Origin of the sequence: Undibacterium sp. Ji49W (assembly GCF_049340205.1) — a bacterium.
Taxonomy (GTDB): Bacteria; Pseudomonadota; Gammaproteobacteria; order Burkholderiales; family Burkholderiaceae_D; genus Undibacterium.
In genome coordinates this window covers 1-13636 of the sequence record NZ_JBMPOW010000016.1, presented here as the reverse complement: position 1 = coordinate 13636, position 13636 = coordinate 1, and the positions used below count along the sequence as shown (strand labels likewise).

The 13636-nt window shown below is 49.5% G+C and carries 11 protein-coding genes; 2 read left to right on the top strand and 9 right to left on the bottom strand.

The annotated features are described in order from the left end of the window. Positions 1–24: 24 nt before the first annotated feature. The 3 genes from nth to ACO0LK_RS19020 form a co-directional block, all read right to left on the bottom strand. Positions 25–672 carry an endonuclease III gene (gene nth / locus ACO0LK_RS19030; RefSeq protein ID WP_422977794.1) on the bottom strand — a complete coding sequence of 216 codons (648 nt, stop codon included), beginning with the start codon at positions 670–672 and terminating at the stop codon, positions 25–27. Next, the gene (rsxB, locus tag ACO0LK_RS19025; RefSeq protein WP_422978038.1) at positions 669–1388 is read right to left on the bottom strand and encodes an electron transport complex subunit RsxB; all 720 of its coding nucleotides are present in this window, start codon (positions 1386–1388) and stop codon (positions 669–671) included. The genes nth and rsxB overlap by 4 nt, the downstream gene beginning before the upstream one ends. Before the next feature lie 96 nt (positions 1389–1484). Then, entirely contained in the window at positions 1485–2720 is a 1236-nt protein-coding gene (locus ACO0LK_RS19020; protein WP_422977792.1) for a polyhydroxyalkanoate depolymerase, read from the bottom strand. 568 nt (positions 2721–3288) lie between these two features. Here ACO0LK_RS19020 and ACO0LK_RS19015 point away from each other — a divergent pair. Together ACO0LK_RS19015 and ACO0LK_RS19010 are read left to right on the top strand one after the other, a co-directional pair. Continuing rightward, positions 3289–7581, top strand: coding sequence for a response regulator (locus tag ACO0LK_RS19015; protein ID WP_422977790.1), 4293 nt, complete (start codon positions 3289–3291; stop codon positions 7579–7581). Positions 7582–7644: 63 nt separating this feature from the next. Further along, complete coding sequence (locus ACO0LK_RS19010; protein WP_422977788.1) at positions 7645–8769, top strand: response regulator; 1125 nt, start codon at positions 7645–7647, stop codon at positions 8767–8769. Between the two features lie 107 nt (positions 8770–8876). Here the strand turns inward: ACO0LK_RS19010 and ACO0LK_RS19005 are convergent, their stop codons facing one another. From ACO0LK_RS19005 to ACO0LK_RS18980, 6 genes are all read right to left on the bottom strand, one after another. Beyond that, complete coding sequence (locus ACO0LK_RS19005; protein WP_422977786.1) at positions 8877–9947, bottom strand: NAD(P)/FAD-dependent oxidoreductase; 1071 nt, start codon at positions 9945–9947, stop codon at positions 8877–8879. 75 nt (positions 9948–10022) lie between these two features. Continuing rightward, complete coding sequence (gene fdxA / locus ACO0LK_RS19000) at positions 10023–10346, bottom strand: ferredoxin FdxA (protein WP_162041671.1); 324 nt, start codon at positions 10344–10346, stop codon at positions 10023–10025. Between the two features lie 611 nt (positions 10347–10957). After that, positions 10958–11980, bottom strand: a complete 1023-nt coding sequence (locus tag ACO0LK_RS18995) for a Fic family protein (RefSeq protein ID WP_422977784.1) — start codon at positions 11978–11980, stop codon at positions 10958–10960. A 72-nt stretch (positions 11981–12052) separates the two neighbouring features. Then, positions 12053–12496, bottom strand: a complete 444-nt coding sequence (locus tag ACO0LK_RS18990) for an SMI1/KNR4 family protein (RefSeq protein ID WP_422977782.1) — start codon at positions 12494–12496, stop codon at positions 12053–12055. 388 nt (positions 12497–12884) lie between these two features. Then, positions 12885–13400, bottom strand: a complete 516-nt coding sequence (locus ACO0LK_RS18985) for a hypothetical protein (RefSeq protein WP_422977780.1) — start codon at positions 13398–13400, stop codon at positions 12885–12887. Positions 13401–13445: 45 nt separating this feature from the next. After that, positions 13446–13636 (bottom strand): integrase core domain-containing protein (locus ACO0LK_RS18980; RefSeq protein ID WP_422977778.1); only part of this gene is annotated, 191 nt, incomplete at its 5' end.

The following is a 13636-nucleotide window of genomic DNA, read 5'->3' as shown; positions in this document are numbered from 1 at the left end:
ACCTGGCCTGTGTTTCAGGTGATTTCATACGGTTTCAGGCAGTGGTGTCTTTTGCTTGAATTCGCATAAATCGGCAATCATGCAATTCCAGCATTTTGGTTTTCTGGCGATGCAGGTATAGCGACCATGCAAAATCAGCCAGTGATGTGCATCCTGCCTGAATTCTGCCGGCACAAACTTCATTAATTTTTCTTCGACGATATCGACATTCTTGCCGGGTGCAATGCCGGTGCGGTTGGACACGCGGAAGATATGCGTGTCGACAGCAATGGTAGGCTCGCCGAAAGCGGTATTCATGACCACATTGGCGGTCTTTCTGCCCACGCCGGGCAGGGCTTCGAGTGCTTCACGTTCGCGTGGGACTTCGCTGCCATGCTCAGTCATCAGTATGCGGCAAGTCTCGATCACGTTCCTGGCCTTGGTGCGGAACAGACCTATCGTTTGTATATAGGGAATCAGGCCATCCACGCCCAGCGCATGAATTTTGGCGGGGGTATTGGCGACCGGGTACAGCAGCCGGGTGGCCTTGTTGACCGAGACATCGGTTGCCTGTGCCGACAGCAAGACGGCGATCAGCAGTTCAAATGGTGTCGTGTATTCCAGCTCAGTGGTTGGATGCGGATTCTGTTGTTGCAGGCGGGTGAAAATGGCGTGACGTTTGGCCGCATTCATTCTTTATTGTCCTCGGGCTGGGTTTGCAATTTTTTCAGGCGTGCTCTTTCAATCGCAGCAGCGATAATCGCTTTCTTGCGCTCCTTGCTGGTGATTTCTTCCGGGCTGAGTGCCGGTTCGGCTTCGAGTGCGATCAGTTTGGCGGCGGCCTTGGCTGACAGACGCTCATCATTTTCCTGTTTCTCTCGCAATAAGCGTTGCTGCCGGAGATGAAATTGCTGGCGTGCCTGGCTGGCCTGATCGGCGCTCCAGGCATTCCAGCCGGTTTGCCCTGATGTGACTGGCAGCATGCTGATGCAGTCAACCGGGCATGGGGCCACGCACAGGTCGCAACCAGTGCACAGCGCGGTGATAACGGTGTGCATTTGCTTGGGTGCACCGATGATGGCATCTACCGGGCAGGCCTGTATGCACAGTGTACAGCCTATGCAGTAGGCTTCTTCTATCACTGCGACCGGGCGTTCGCGCTCATGGCCATGGCTGCTGTCGAGTGCAATCAGTGGTTTGCCCAGGATGTGAGCCAGACGTTGTATACCTTCCTGTCCGCCAGGAGGGCATTGATTGTAATTGGCGCTGCCGTCGGCAATGGCTTCTGCATAAGGGCGGCAGGCTGGATAGCCGCATTTTGTGCACTGGGTTTGCGGCAATGCGTTTTCTAACTGGTCGGCAAGGGAAAGTGGCACAGGCATCACAAAAAAGCGGCGGGGAGCCGTGATTATCCGCCGAAAGCAGCGTGCCGACAAACAAAAAAGCCACTGGCTTTCCAGACAGTGGCTTTGCTTGTATTGATTAACTGATGTCAGTTGACATGATCAGGAATGTTCTTTGATGAACTCACCAATTTTCGGGCAGATGATATCGCGCCAACGACGGCCAGAGAAAATGCCATAGTGACCTGCGCCTGGGGCCACATAGTCTTGTTTCATGCTGGCAGGAATGCTGCTGCACAGATCATGGGCTGCCTGGGTTTGGCCGGCACCTGAAATATCATCCAGTTCACCCTCTACAGTGAACAGGGCGACATTCTTGATGTCTTGCGGCCTGACCAGTTTGCCTTCGACTTCCCAGGTGCCGGTTGGCAGGCGGAATTCCTGAAACACGGTCTTGATGGTATCCAGATAGTATTCCGCAGGCATGTCCAGGACGGCATTGTATTCATCGTAAAATTTGCGATGCTGCTCTGCCGATTCATCATCACCCTGAACCAGATGCTGATAGTAATCCCAGTGGCTTTGTGCGTGGCGATCCGGATTCATGGCGACGAAGCCTGTATGTTGCAGGAAGCCAGGATACACCTTGCGGCCATATCCAGGGTAATTGGCCGGGACGCTGTAAATCACGGTATTTTCAAACCAGGAGAATTTTTTCTCTGTTGCCAGATTATTGACCTGAGTAGGTGATTTGCGCGGATCAATCGGGCCACCCATCATGGTCATGGTCTTTGGCAGCATTGGGTCTTTTGCCGTTGCCATCAGCGAAATGGCGGCCAGTACCGGAACCGTAGGCTGACAGACAGAAATGACATGCGTGCCCACACCCAGAAAGCGAATGAAATCCTGAACGTAATAAATGTAGTCATGCAGATGGAAAGGCCCGGCTGACAATGGCACCATGCGCGCATCAGTCCAGTCGGTAATATACACATCATGTTTGGGCAACAGGCCACGTACAGTATCACGCAGTAGTGTTGAGTGATGGCCGGACAAGGGGGCCACCAGCAATACTTTGGGTTGATTCAGCTTGGCGCTTTCCTTGTCACTCAGCACTTTCTTGAAATGCAGTAACTTGCAGAAAGGCTTGATGGTAGCCGTGGTTTGCGCAATTTCGACAACCTGACCAGCTATGGTGGTGGAGGTGATGCCGAATTCCGGTTTTTCGTAATCTTTGCCCAGGCGGAATAGCAATTCATAGCCAGCTGCGATTCTCTGCGAATAAGGCGTGTGTGCCAGTGGCGACACAGGATTGGTAAACAGTTTGGATGAGGCTTCTGCCCACTGCGTAAGTGGATTCAGAAATGCACGATTGAGCTCATGAAGTTGATAAAGCATAGTGAATCTTTCGAATAAGGTGCCATCGATTATTTCTTGCCACAGGCATTGCTGTCGCTGAAATCTGGGTGACTGTGAAAAAACACTTAAGTCAAACTGTTGCATTGCATCATAAACCAGTTTTAAAAATTTGTGGCCCGCCAAAGTATTTGCATATCTTGATGTTGTGAATTAGTGTTAAATTATTGATCTATGTACAATTATTTCTTGTGGAAAAGTTGAAATCCAAGTTATTTTTTCAAAATAACCGGTTAGCGTCGCGTTGACAGTAAAGGGATTGGTGTTGCATGTGCGGGTTTCGTTGTTGCCACCATTGCTGCCACCAATGCTGCCTGCATGTGACAATGCCCACGAAGAGACACATGGTGGTTAAAAGATGCAGATAAATGAGTTTGTCTTGTAGATATGCAAATACAATGTGGTATCTCTCTGTATGTTTCGCCTGGTACGTTTCGCCCAGTATTTGCAGGCCGTACAGGTAAAGACAAATGGACAGTATGAAGACTGGCAACATGACCAGTCACCCCATTTTGGGATGGCATGATTTCTTTCTGAAGAGCTGAGCAGAATGAGTAAAGATGGTTCTCTAACAGAAATTCACTGGCGCGAGCGCTGTCTTGATGCGCTGGATCTGATGCGTGATGTTCCTGCGGATGGTCGCAAGGTCGCTGCCGAGATGCGTCACCACGAAAGCATGAGAAGCAACCCCGCATCATTGATTGCAGCTGATCTGATTGATGCCTTTGCCGACTATTTTGACGATCAGCTGGAATTGGCTGCCCCCGTTTTTGAACGCGCCGCCACTCTGTTTGAATCGGTTGATGAGCATGAAGGCATGGCGTTTGCATTGTTCGGCACCATTGCTGTCTGGCGCAGGCGTGGCAATGTGCAAGATGCCTACGCCCTGTGTCATGCGCGTATCGTGCCTGCCTTGCGCATGCGTGCCAGCCGCATTTCGATTGTGGTGTACAACATGCTGGGCATACTCTCACAGGAACTGGGCTATACCGAAGAAGCTATTCGTCATTTTTATACCGCCCTGAATGATGCGCGCAGCCTGCAAATACCCAATCGGGTAGCGCAGGTAACTGCCAATCTGGGCGAAATTTTCTATGTCAGCGGTAATGCCGAAGATGCCGAAGTCTTGCTACAGGAAGCCAGGGATATCGCCATCCATTCCACTGAGCGCTGGCTGGCACCTTTTGTGTCCACCATGCTGGCCCTATGCAAGGTATCGCTGGACAAGTATGAAGATGCTTACCAGACCATCGCCAGTTACATAGGCGATATCCAGACCGGTCATAACTCTGACACTGCCAGCCGCACGTTTTGCCTGTCGGTGGCTGCTTATACGCTGGCCATGCGTGGGCAACTCAGTGAGGCCGACAAGCTCAGTGAAACGGCCATGTCCCTGCTTGGCAGTTTCGAAGACAAGCATTTGAAGCCATACAGCTGGTGGGTCAGCGGGCATTTGCACAGGCGTCACAAACGCTATCCTGAAGCCATTCGTGATTTGCGGCATGCGGTCAATGAGGTCGGCGGCAATGGTTATATCTACATGCCGCTGCGTGCCATCAAGGAACTGTCAGAAATCTTCACCGAGATGGAAGACTGGAAAGAAGCCTACAACGAACAAAAGCGGTATCTTGATTTGTTCGCCAAGGCACAGGGCCTGGCTACCCGCGTGCACGTGCAGACCCTGCATATCCGCAATGAGCTAAAAGAAGCCGAACTGGCCAGACGCATGGCTGAACGATCCATGGTGGAAAGGCGTCAGCTTGAAGATGAACTCAAGCGCATGCTGTCCGAGCGCGAAACCGTGCTGGAAAATTCCATCGTCGGCATGGTTTTTCTTAATAATCAGGGCCGCGTTCAATGGGTGAATACGCCGTTGTGTCAGATATTTGGTGTCGAGCGTGACAAGGTGCTGGGCGCATCGCTTGAACCCTTCTACGAATCGCGTGAGGCCTATCTGGAATCAGGTGCGGCCGTCAATCAGTCGGTATTGCGTGGAGAAGCTTTCGAAACCGAATTGAAAATGCGACGCAGCGATGGCAGTGTCTTCTGGGTGCATTTTTCTGGCCGCGCAGTGGACAAGGATAATCTGGCCCATGGTACGGTCTGGGTAGTGATGGATATTTCTGCCCGCCGTCAACTGGAAGCCGATCTTAGCAAGTCCGAGCAGCACTACCGCCAACTGATCAATAATGTGACCGAAGGTATCCTGGTGGTGCAGGATGGCCGCATCGTATTTGCCAACCCCCGCGTGCAAAGCCTGACAGGTTATAGCGCCGAAGAACTGGCGCAATTGTCTTTTATATCGGCGATTTATCCAGATGACAGACCGATGGTGATCGATCACCATACCAGACGTCTGCGTGGTGAAAATGTTGAGCAGTATTACCACTTCCGCATACAGAATCACACTACCAGATCGATTATCTGGGCCGAGCTGTCCGCCGTCCTGATTGATTGGGAAGGGCGGCCAGCCACGCTGTCGTTTGTATCCGATATCACTCAGCGCAAGTTGCTGGAATCGCAGCTCAAGGAAAGCATGGCAGAGCAGATGCGTCTGCAAACACTGCAAATGCAAAATGAGCTGAAAGAAGCCGAGATGGCACGTCGCCATGCAGAAGAAACGACGGAAGCCAAGTCCATGTTCCTGGCCAATATGAGCCACGAAATCCGCACGCCCATGAATGCGATTATCGGTATGGCCCATCTGGCGTTGCGCACAGATTTGAATGCCAAGCAAAAAGACTATGTCGATAAAATCCACAAGGCCGGAATTTCCTTGTTGGGTATCATCAATGACATTCTCGATTTTTCTAAAATCGAGGCTGGCAAATTAAGCATGGAGCAGGTTGATTTTGACCTGGATGAGGTACTCAATAATATCTCGGCAGTGACCACTGACAAGGCGGATGAAAAAGGCCTGGAGTTCTTGTTCCGTGCGCCACCGGATATCCCGCGCTATCTGAATGGCGATCCTTTGCGTCTGGGGCAGGTATTGATCAATCTCATCAATAACGCCATCAAGTTCACCGAGCAGGGCGAAATTTTCGTCACCTGCCAATTGCTGGAAGCATTGAATGGCAAGGTCAAACTCAGATTTGAAGTGCGTGATACCGGCATCGGCATGACCGAAGAGCAGTCGGATAAATTATTCCGGCCATTCAGCCAGGCAGATGAATCGACCACCCGCAAATTTGGCGGTACCGGTTTGGGTTTATCCATTTCCAAAGGCATGGTTGAATTGATGGGAGGAGAAATTGCCCTCACCAGCGAAGCCGGTGTTGGCACCTGTGTGCATTTCACAGGCTGGTTTGGCATTGCCGAGCCCATCGTACAGCGTCAGGTCATACCGGCAGCCATCAATGGCATGCGAATTTTGATCGTGGATGATAATCTGGCTGCGGCAGAAATTTTGCAAGAGATCTTGTCGGAACTGCCGGTGGACATTGATGTCGTCACCAGTGGTGCTGCCGCCTTGCAGACTGTGCGGGAATGTAGTTATACACGCCCTTATGGCATGGTATTTACCGACCTGCGCATGCCGGAAATGGATGGACTGGAACTGATCACTTACCTGAAGCGCGATGGTTCGTTGCAACCGGCACCGCTGATGGTGTTGGTCAGTGCGCATGGTATGGAAGAAGTCAGTTACCGCGATGACGTTGCGATCCCGGATGGCTTCCTGACCAAGCCAGTCAATGCATCTACTCTGGTCGATTGCATGGTAGAACTGTTTTCCAATACCAGTTATGCCATCCCCAGTGCCCATGGTGTGTTGATACCCAAGTACACGGATTTACGGGTGTTGCTGGTGGAAGATAATGAAATCAATCAGCAAATTGCTGTCGAGTTGATGGAGGCTGCCGGGATTGCCGTCGATGTCGCCAGCAATGGCAAGATCGCTGTGAATACTCTGCGTGAGGCCGGGCCGGATTATTACGGCGTGGTCTTCATGGATGTGCAGATGCCTGAAATGGATGGGCATGAAGCGACCAGATTAATCCGTGCTGATCAACGCTTTGACGCGCTGCCCATCGTCGCAATGACGGCGCACGCCATGGTGGAAGAGCGCGAGCTTTGTTTTGCCTCCGGCATGAATGCCCATCTGCCCAAGCCGATCAATCCCAAAGAGTTGTACCAGGCCATATCGCACTGGTGCCAGGGTCATGTATTCGGCAGTAATTTTGATACCGTTCAGGTGCCTGCGCAGGATGCCGGCAATACCCTGCATATCGATGGCATAGACACGGAAGAAGGTTTGAGCCGTACGCTGGGTAACCGGGCTTTTTATCTGGAATTGCTGTCACGATTTTGTGATGATCAGCGAAGTGTAGTGGGGCAGATGCGTTCAGCTTATGCCAGTCGCGACTATTTGCTTGCAGAGCGACTGGCTCATACGCTGAAGGGTGTCGCCGGTCTGATCGGTGCCAAGCAGATACAGCCACTGGCTGCCGAACTAGAGCTGATGTTGCATGAGAAGGTCGACCTGCCTGTACTGGGGCCAGTGCTGGATGATTGCGAGGCCCGCTTGCAAGCTGCCATCGCAGCTATTGATCAGCTTTTGACGCAAGAAAAATCGCTCAGCAAGGCGGAAGTGAAAGTCGCTGAATTGGTCCCGGTTGATCATGACGTCATGCAGCAACTGTTGGTTAAATGTTGCAATTTGTTGCGAGATTACGATGGCGAGGCGGTGGACTTGCTGCTAGAGTCAGGTGAGATGATCGCCAATGCATTTGGCGTCGATGTGCACAAGCAGATCATGCGGGCTGTCAGGCAGTTTGACTATGACGTAGCCCTGAACTTATTGACTAACAGTGCAAAAAATCTTGGTTATGAAGTTCTTTGATTTGTTGAATCAATCCGGAGTGATCGGCTTCACAGGAAGCAATACTAGCAATCGGGGTAAAACATGAGTGAAATGTTCGACCATAATGCGAAGCAGGTTGTGTTGATTGTCGACGATACGCCGGACAATATATCCCTGCTGTCGGGTTTGCTGAAAGACCAGTACAAGATAAAGATTGCCACCAATGGCCTTAAGGCCTTGCAGATTGCGTCCAGCCTGCCAGGGCCAGACCTGATACTGCTGGATGTCATGATGCCCGAAATGGATGGCTATGAAACCTGTCGCCGCCTTAAAGCCGATACGACTACGGCGGATATACCCATCATCTTCCTGACCGCCAAAAGCCAGGTGCAGGATGAAGAAATGGGCTTGCGGCTGGGAGCGGTCGATTACATCAGCAAACCTATCAGTCCGCCGATAGTCCTGGCGCGCGTGGCAACCCAGCTCAATCTGGTACGTGCCCGGCATTTGCTGCAAGACCAGAACAAGCACTTGGAAAGCCTGGTGCAAGACCGCACCCGCAAGCTAGGCAAGATGCAGGACGCCATCATCATGGCCATGGCTTCGCTGGCAGAGACCCGCGACAATGAAACCGGTAACCATATCCGTCGCACGCAGAATTACGTCGCTGCGCTGGCGCGAAAATTACAGAAACATCCACGTTTTCAAGCTGAATTGACAGATGAAAATATAGAACTGCTATATAAATCCGCGCCCTTGCATGATATCGGCAAGGTCGGCATACCAGACAATATCTTGTTGAAACCCGACAAGCTGACGTCTGAAGAGTTTGAAGTCATGAAATTGCATACCGTCTATGGTCGCGAAACCATCATATCGGTAGAGACCTACCTGGGTGAAAGTAATGAATTCTTGCAGTTTGCCCGTGAGATTACCTATTCGCATCAGGAAAAGTGGGATGGATCAGGTTATCCGGAAAACCTGGCAGGCGACGCCATACCGCTGTCTGCGCGTTTAATGGCAGTGGCAGATGTGTATGATGCCCTGATCTCCAAACGCGTCTATAAACCGGCATTCAGCCATGAGGAAGCGATCGATATCATGCGCAAGGGTAATGGCAGTCATTTTGACCCGGATATCCTGGAAGCCTTCCTGCAAATTACCGATGAATTTAACCAGATTGCCCATCAATTCAGGGAGTCGGAATCCTATGTGCCTATAAATTGATGGCATGTGGTAGCCCGATGGGGCATCTTTAAACAATTCACCGTCATCAAAAACAAAAAAGCGCAAAGAAATCCTTTGCGCTTTTTGTTTGGGTAATGATTGTCGAATTAATCGAAAACCGGTGTTTCCACCCCCAGGATTTTGTGCAGCTTAGGTGAAGTTGTGGTGTACTGCATGTGGATTTTCTTGTCAGGGAAAATATACGGCGCAGCACCAAACGCAGCCAGGGCCGCTTCATGGAAGCCGGACAGGATGAGTTTTTTCTTGCCAGGGTAAGTATTGATGTCACCTACAGCAAAAATGCCGGGTACATTAGTCTCGAACTTTTCAGTGTTCACGACCTTCAATTGCTTGCGTTCTATGTCCAGACCCCATTCGGCGATAGGGCCGAGCTTTGGTGACAGACCAAAGAAGACCAGCAGAGTGTCCAGCGGCATGCGGCGGGTGACACCATCGGCGCCAGTGACCTTGATTTCAGACAGCAAATCGTCCTTGGTTTCGATACCTGTGACCTGGCCTATGGTCAATTGCATTTCATAGTTGTCGCACAATTCTTTCATCTTGGCGACAGACGCTGGCGCAGCACGGAAATCTTCGCGACGGTGCAATACCACCACGGATTCAGCCTTGCCGACCAGGTTCAGTGCCCAATCCAGGGCAGAGTCACCGCCACCACAGATCACCAGGTTTTTACCATGGAACTGGGTAGGATCTTTGACGCGGTAGAAGACCTGTTTGTTTTCAAACGCTTCTATGCCTTCGACTTTCAAGGTGCGCGGCTGGAAGGAACCAACACCGGCAGCAATGAAAATAGTTTTGGTGATGAAACGTGTGCCTGTCGATGTTTCCAGATCAAAACGACCATCTTCACGGCGTTCGACCAGCGTTACTTCCTGACCCAGATGGAAGGTCGGTTCGAACGGTTCTATCTGTTTTAACAGATTGTCGGTCAATTCCTGTCCGGTACAGACTGGTACGGCAGGAATGTCATAAATTGGTTTGTCTGGATACAGCTCAACGCACTGACCGCCGACGACTGCCAGCGAATCAATAACGTGTGCTTTTATTTCGAGCAAGCCCAATTCGAACACCTGGAACAGGCCAACCGGGCCCGCACCGATGATAACTGCATCTGCTTCAATGGCGGCGCTGGCCGCGGTAGTTTGTTTGTTTTCCATACGACGAGATGATTCCTGATATTGCGGATTTGTGTGAGCCAATTAGCAAAAGCCCTGTATTGCTTTTCCAGATACTTATTTTTCCAGATATTGCAATTTGTCTTTGACATCTTTCCAGTCGTCAGCATCGGGCAATGGAGCAACGGTCTTGGTAATTGACGGCCATTTGCGTGTCAGATCGGCATTGATCTTGATGAATTGCTGTTGATCTGCCGGCACGTCTTCTTCTGCAAAAATGGCGTTGGCAGGACATTCTGCGACGCAAACGGCGCAATCTATGCATTCATCCGGATCAATGATCAGGAAATTCGGGCCAGCACGGAAGCAGTCCACCGGGCACACATCCACACAATCAGTATAACGGCAGCGGATGCAGGATTCGGTCACAACGTGGGTCATAACAGTCCAATCTAAAATTCGATATTTAGGCACAGCCACAGCGCAAAAATAGGCACAGGGCTGCAAAGCCTTGTATTTTAAGGCAATTTAGCAGTTCCCACAAATCAGGCTTATATAGTTTGCGCATAAGCAAATACAGGCTTGCTGTGGCGGTTTTCCAGGCGGTACTGGTCTCAAGCAGGCATGGCAGATGTGCCATGTTGCCAGACAGCAGAATAATTTGCCTTGATGTGCGTCATGTTTCTTCTGCGCATATTCAGGTCTTTTATGGTCTGTTAGTCATCAAACGGGTAGTGCAAATGCGTTTAAACGGGTGAAGAGCCGGGGGCGGTAAGTGCATCTAACTCGACTGGTCTTTGCCTACGAGGTCGAAATTTGGTTATTTTTATAAAAATGAAAACACAAAAACGCTTACTCATCCGCATGTTGGTTGTTTAAGCCACTATGTCGTTGTTGATTTAAAATCATATAAAACGGTAATACAGCCCAGAACAAGCATGGTTTGTTACTCAGCTTGAATCCCAATCCTGAAGACTAGGGCAGGCGAGCCCAAGAATAACAACAGACCATTTATCCCGGTAACACGTCTGATATCTGGTAGCGGTTAACTCCTAACACTGGCCAACGTTCGCCTTCAATCCATTTTCCAGAAAACAGATATGCCCCCGCGTAGCTAGACGCATCCAGTAATAGTATTGTGTACTGGTGATGTGCTTCCATTGCATAGACAGGTTCCATTTGGACAGATAGTTCGTGACGATCAGCATCGCCATTCTTTGATTTGCGTTGACAAACGGGTGAATCGCTAAAAAGTCAGAAAACAATCTGGCAGCAAACTGCACTGCTGTCTGTGCGTCATCTGGATGATGTTCACGTGCGACGGCAAGCAATGCCTCCACAGAGGCTGACAACTCCGTATGTTGCACAAACACGGTATCGCCACGCTTTAAATTGAAATCACGATAGCAACCATAATATTGTGGACGTGTCGGACAAATACTCGCGTGTGATGCCATTAAGGCAGATGTAGTCAGTGCTGTCAGCGGTTGCGGTGGGAAGAAAAATACTCTGGGCAATTTTGCAGCCTGAGCTTCAAAAGCTGAAAATGCACTTCTATCATAGGCACTACGATAGCTGTCCTGCCAAGGCAGTAGATACAATTTGGGATGTCGTTCCTGTTTGGGGATAGCCGGCCCCAAATGAGGCATACGTACTGCATAGGCAACAGAAGGTTGCTGCAACAGTTCTGCATCAAAAAAAACTTTACAAACCTGCTCTGCATAACCAGGCAGGGCAGCCACAAAATGATCATGCTCGATTTTAAGCAGCAGAAAACAAAAACCGGATTCACATAATACAAGTACAGGCCAGGACGCCAGCGCTGTCGCCAAATCTTCTTTGACGACTCGCATGGTCTGCATGCCCAACCGCCGGGTTAGTACCAGCAATAATTTTCCTGATACCTGTCCATGAGCCAATGGAGCCAGGCTCAGCAAATGCGTGAGTCTTACCTTGACACCCCAAGAGTTCAGGAGAACTGCAAGGCACGACAGAAGGCTGGTTTCGGTTTCTCGGCATTCGATTTTACCGAAAAGCTTACAGTATTCAGGCTTTGTAATTACTTCATAGCGCATGGCTGCAAATCAAGGTATGAGCAAAGTCGTAAAAGAGTCGGCTAGATAAAGGTGAGACGCTGGACGCGCGTATTAGTCCAAATCAGGCCATTGCTTCAAATGGCTATTTATAGTGTCAACGACAAACTCCGAAAATGATTGCCATGGCATTGTCACCGCATTTCCTCCCTCAAAAAATTGAAAAACAGGTGGGTCTGCAGAGAAGGGTAAAAAATAATTTATTTCATATCCTTGATGCATACAGAATACCTTTGCCTCCGTTGGCAATAGATTTGTCAGATCAAGCTCCGCTAGTAAATTTCTGGCTTCACTTTGTAGTTGCAAAATTCGTGGGTAAAAAATGTCTGTTCCTCGAAATAGCTTGCCAGCACCTTTGCCTGCAATAACCAAAAAGTCTTTGTAGGTTTGAGGTAGCTGAGAAGAAAAATGCTTTTCAATAGCTTTAATTTCTTGAAGACTACATGCAATCAAACTTTCTTGTTTGATTTTTCCCTGTGTGACGATAGCGTCAAGCACATCTTTAACTTTACTGTTTATTTTCTTGCAATCACTTTCATTCCAATGCTTGGTAATTTTTGCTGAAATTGCTGAATTATGCTATCACATGAAACACATATTGGAGAGGTGCATCACTCCTTCAAAACTAGGCGTTAATCATGCTGTGGCCGTCCAGTGACATGGGTGGTTCCTTGTACTGCAGCGGAACAGCTTTTATTGGCGACTTCGTGTCGCACAACGTTGAACAGGGCAATGGGATAGTCCCGGCTCAATCTTGCAAAAATAGGGCGATGGCAATTCGGGAGGGAGTACGATGGAAGCGGCGTGCGCAACATTGGGGACAGTGTATAACTAGATACAGAAATACCGTTCAAAAATGGAAGAGGTGCGCAACAAGGGCAAGCAATTATTTGCCCCGCATCCAAAAAGGCTCCCCGTTCAAGGCATCATATTCTTCCAAAGGGCGCTTTTTGTCCGTCATGAACTCTGGCATATCCGCAATTACCATTTTTACCGGCTCGTATTCGTATCCAGGATACGACTTAAACGCCTTGTAATTTATTTCTGCCGATTCTTTACAATGCACAAAGTGCTCAAAATATTTCGAGAATATTTCTGCAAGCGTTATTTTATTTGGATCTAACTGTGTTTTTGCTGAAGGTGTAGTTATCCCACTCAAATCAATTGCGGAATTCGGTACATTCGCAAATACTTCCTTGACCTGCTCCATCATGGTTTCTGCACTGGTTAATTCCTCCATACGGAGATACCTGCGATAGAGCCGGTCTGTCAGAATGTTCCAATCCTGCTTAGGAAATTTATGAGCCACGAACTCTTTCATGCAATCGAAAAAAAGCTGTACGTCCGCCACTGAATCAAGTTCACATAGCGAACCCCCGCCGAATAAAGCAATTGTCTTCATTTCAATTGGTAATCCCCCCATTTTTAACCACAGCTAAAAGTAGCACTATGCTGCAATGGCGAGTTTTTGTTTGGGAGTAGCCCCTCCCAAGGCCATGTTAGGCCGTTCGTGATTGTACGTCCAAAGCCATCGTGTGGCGAAATCCTGCACTTCATTCACAGTATCAAACAGATGATGGGCTAACCAATCGTAACGCACGGTCCGGTTGTAGCGTTCGACGTAGGCGTTTTGCTGTG

Coding starts and splice junctions, on each gene's coding strand:
- nth (WP_422977794.1), bottom strand. CDS start 672: ATGAATGCGGCCAAACGTCACGCCATTTTCACCCGCCTGCAACAACAG.
- ACO0LK_RS19020 (WP_422977792.1), bottom strand. CDS start 2,720: ATGCTTTATCAACTTCATGAGCTCAATCGTGCATTTCTGAATCCACTT.
- ACO0LK_RS19015 (WP_422977790.1), top strand. CDS start 3,289: ATGAGTAAAGATGGTTCTCTAACAGAAATTCACTGGCGCGAGCGCTGT.
- ACO0LK_RS19010 (WP_422977788.1), top strand. CDS start 7,645: ATGAGTGAAATGTTCGACCATAATGCGAAGCAGGTTGTGTTGATTGTC.
- ACO0LK_RS19005 (WP_422977786.1), bottom strand. CDS start 9,947: ATGGAAAACAAACAAACTACCGCGGCCAGCGCCGCCATTGAAGCAGAT.
- fdxA (WP_162041671.1), bottom strand. CDS start 10,346: ATGACCCACGTTGTGACCGAATCCTGCATCCGCTGCCGTTATACTGAT.
- ACO0LK_RS18995 (WP_422977784.1), bottom strand. CDS start 11,980: ATGCGCTATGAAGTAATTACAAAGCCTGAATACTGTAAGCTTTTCGGT.
- ACO0LK_RS18985 (WP_422977780.1), bottom strand. CDS start 13,400: ATGAAGACAATTGCTTTATTCGGCGGGGGTTCGCTATGTGAACTTGAT.